We start from the raw sequence: 4,031 nt of genomic DNA, 5'->3' as shown, positions 1-4,031 counted from the left end.
GGATGTGTATACCGGCGGATTTTCGGCGCAATACGGCGGACGTATCTCATCCATCATGGACATTACCACCCGTGACGGCAATAAGAGCCGCTACGCCGGAAAGCTATCCGCAGGAACATTCAATGCAAAGGCCTTGCTCGAAGGACCAATCAGCAAAGGAAAAGGAGATAATGCAGGGTCCTCTTCGTTTATCCTCTCGATGAAAAATTCATACCTGGATCAAAGCTCCAAGAATCTTTATACATACATCGATACCGGTGGCTTGCCTTATACATTCACCGACCTGTACGGAAAGGTGTCGTTCAATGCCGGTAATGGCAGTAAGCTGAATCTCTTCGGTTTCCGTTTTCAGGATAATGTGAATTATCAGTTTGTCTCAGATCTGCAATGGAACGCCTCCGGCTTCGGGAGTAATTTTATCCTGATCCCCAGTGCGTCACCCACATTGATCAACGGTAATTTCTCATATTCCAATTATGGAATCACCCTGCAGGAAGCGGATGGAAAGCCACGGCGAAGTGATATCAACGGGTTTAACTTCGGATTGGATTTTACCTATTATCCGGGAAAAGACGAAATCAAATACGGAATCGAAGTGCTTGGTTTCAAGACGGATTTTGAATTTCATAATTCTGTAGGTCGTAAGATTTCACAGGTGCAGAATACAACAGAACTAGCAGGCTTCTTTAAGTATAAGATGTCAAAAGGGAAAGTGTTGTTGGAGCCAAGCTTCCGGGCGCATTATTACGCTTCATTGTCCAACTTTTCTCCTGAGCCCCGGCTGGGAGGAAAGTTCCTGGCTACGGATAAACTGAGGTTCAAGTTTGCCGGAGGTTTCTATTCTCAGAACCTGATCAGTGCCACCTCAGACCGGGACGTGGTAAACCTTTTCTATGGCTTCCTGTCCGGGCCGGATAACCTGCAGGATGAATTCGACGGAAAGAAGCTTACCCACAAGCTTCAAAAGGCCAGACATGCCATCCTTGGTTTTGAATACGATCTTCATGAAAATCTTGATGTGAACGTGGAAGGTTATGTGAAGGATTTTACCCAGCTGACCAACCTTAACCGTAACAAGGTCTTCGATGATGATGCGGATAATTTTGACCGCCCGGATGCCCTTAAAAAGGACTTTATCATCGAAAGCGGAAAAGCCTACGGTGTGGATATTCTCTTTAAATACGACCATAAACGTACCTATGTCTGGGCTGTTTACTCACTGGGTAGGGTCACCCGTTATGATGGAGAAAAGACATATAGCACCCATTTTGACCGCAGGCATAATGTGAATTTTGTAGTGGCTTATACCTTCGGGAAACAACAGAACTGGGAGGTTAATGGACGTTGGAACCTGGGATCAGGTTTCCCATTCACCCAAACCGCTGGATTCTTTCCGAAACTCGATTTTCAGGATGGGATCAATACCAATTATACCACACAAAACGGAGACCTCGGAATCCTTTATGGTGGTCTAAACGGAGGCAGACTGCCGTATTATCACCGCCTGGATGTAACACTGAAACGCACCTTTCTTATTTCCGAACATTCACGGATCGAAGCATTGCTCGGGATCACAAATGTGTATAACCGGGAAAACATATTCTATTTCGATCGGGTGCGATATGAGCGCGTGAACCAACTGCCGATCATGCCGAGCTTTGGTTTGAATATGAGTTTTTAGTTAACATCCGGACATCTGATTTAGCTTCCCGATTCCGTTTTGTTGAAAACCGGTAACATAAAATAATCCGATTCTCCGGGTTTATTTGTTATTTTTGAGCCCGTATTCAAAGATCTGTGAGCAACACCAAATATATCTTTGTTACGGGTGGCGTAACATCATCTCTTGGAAAGGGCATTATATCTGCGTCTCTTGCCAAGTTACTTCAATCACGAAATTTCGCGGTTACCATTCAGAAACTGGATCCCTACATCAATGTGGATCCCGGTACCATGAACCCTTATGAACATGGCGAATGTTATGTCACGGACGATGGTGCAGAGACCGACCTGGACCTGGGACACTATGAGCGGTTCCTGAATGTTTCTACATCGCAATCCAATAATGTGACCACCGGTCGCATTTACCAGAATGTGATTAATAAGGAACGGGAAGGTGCCTATTTGGGCAAAACCGTACAGGTGATCCCCCATATTACCGACGAGATCAAACGTTGTATTCAGAACCTCGGCAATACGGGGAACTACGATTTTGTGATTACCGAGATAGGCGGTACTGTAGGCGATATCGAATCCCTGCCCTATGTTGAGGCGGTGCGTCAGTTGAACTGGGAAATGGGTGATGATTGTCTGGTGATCCATCTGACCCTGGTGCCTTATCTGGCCGCTTCAGGTGAACTGAAAACCAAACCTACCCAGCATTCCGTGAAGGAACTGCAGGCTGCCGGTGTTCAACCCGATATTCTGGTTTGCAGAAGTGACAGGCACATTACCGATGAGATCCGAAAGAAGCTGGCACTCTTTTGTAATGTAGCCCCCAATGCGGTCATCGAATCTATTGATGCGGAGACCATCTATGACGTGCCTTTGCTGATGAAAGAAGAACGGCTGGATGAAGTCGTGCTATCAAAACTGAAGATTGAAAGCAAGGTGAAGCCGGAAATGACGCGGTGGGCCGATTTTGTAACGAGGCTCAAGAACCCGATGTCAGAAGTGTCCATCGGCCTCATCGGAAAATATATAGAACTCAAGGACTCCTATAAATCCATCGCTGAGTCGTTTATTCATGCCGGTGTCATGAACGGATGCAAGGTGAATATCAAGTGGCTGCACTCCGAAGAGATCAGTTCGGATAATGTGGCCGATAAGCTGGCAGGTCTGAAAGGAGTATTGGTAGCACCTGGTTTCGGAGACCGCGGCATCGAAGGTAAAATTGAAGCCATCCGTTTCGCAAGGGAACGTGAGATTCCCTTCCTCGGGATTTGCCTGGGTATGCAATGTGCTGTTGTGGAATTCGCCCGGAATGTGCTGAAGCTGGATGCGCATTCAACGGAAATGGAAGCCCATTCCCCCCATCCGGTGATCAATATCATGGAGGGTCAACGAAATATCAAGAAAAAAGGCGGTACCATGCGCCTGGGCGCATACCCCTGTAAGTTGGTGAAGAATACCAAGGCGGCTGAAGTATATGGTCGGGAAGAGATCAGTGAACGTCACAGGCATCGCTTCGAGTTTAACAATGAATATCTCTCCGAGTTTGAAGGCATGGGTATGATCGCTTCAGGCATCAACCCGAACGAAGGACTGGTGGAGATCATAGAATTGAAGAATCATCCCTGGTTCATCGGTGTGCAGTTTCATCCGGAGTACAAAAGCACGGTGGAGAATCCACATCCTCTTTTCGTTGGTTTTGTCAAAGCAGCCATCGATAGGAGTGTGAGTACCAGAAAAGAACAGGTGTCCGGGAAATAACCCGTACATCCGTCATACCTTCTTCCATACCCTCTTTCTTTTTTGGTTATCTTTGGCCCTTCATTTTTAAAATTATTTCCCGAAGATGGATAGAAATTCGATCATTGGCCTTCTGTTGATTGGCGCGATCCTGGTTACATTCAGCATCCTCAATCAACCCACCAAAGAGGAGGTGGAGGCCCTTGAACGCAGGAGGGACTCCCTTGAGCTGGTAGAGAAAAAACATGCAGAAGAGGCACGCGAGGCAATCCGGGCGCAACAGGATCAATCAACCATGGCCCAGACCGAATTGACGGACTCTGCCAAACTGCAACTTCGCACCGACACATTAGGTGCCTTTGCCAACGCAGCAGAAGGCAAGGACGAATATTTTACGATAGAGAACGAAAAACTCAAACTCACCATTTCATCCAAGGGTGGACGTGTCGTGACCGCGGAGCTAAAGGATTACGTTACATGGGATTCGCTTCCGCTCATTTTGTTTGAAGAGGATCGCTCCGATTTCGGACTCCGGTTTTTCAGTGGTAACCGGCTTATCAATACGTCCCAATTGTATTTCCGTCCCATGGGATCTTCTTTCGAGATAAAAGGGGAAGAAA

Annotated in this window: 3 protein-coding genes; all 3 read left to right on the top strand. The window is 46.9% G+C overall.

Going from position 1 to position 4,031, the window contains the following annotated elements:
* Positions 1-1,681: hypothetical protein (locus tag KDD36_14850; GenBank protein MCB0397928.1), on the top strand; the 1,681-nt coding region annotated here is incomplete at its 5' end.
* Between the two features lie 116 nt (positions 1,682-1,797).
* Positions 1,798-3,432 carry a CTP synthase gene (locus tag KDD36_14845; GenBank protein ID MCB0397927.1) on the top strand — a complete coding sequence of 545 codons (1,635 nt, stop codon included), beginning with the start codon at positions 1,798-1,800 and terminating at the stop codon, positions 3,430-3,432.
* Positions 3,433-3,517: 85 nt separating this feature from the next.
* On the top strand, positions 3,518-4,031 hold a 514-nt coding region (locus tag KDD36_14840), incomplete at its 3' end, for a YidC/Oxa1 family insertase periplasmic-domain containing protein (GenBank protein ID MCB0397926.1).

It is taken from the genome of Flavobacteriales bacterium, assembly GCA_020435415.1.
In the GTDB taxonomy this organism is placed as follows: Bacteria; Bacteroidota; Bacteroidia; order JACJYZ01; family JACJYZ01; genus JACJYZ01.
The sequence above is the reverse complement of the archived record's forward strand: the minus strand, read 5'-3'. Positions and strand labels throughout refer to the sequence as shown.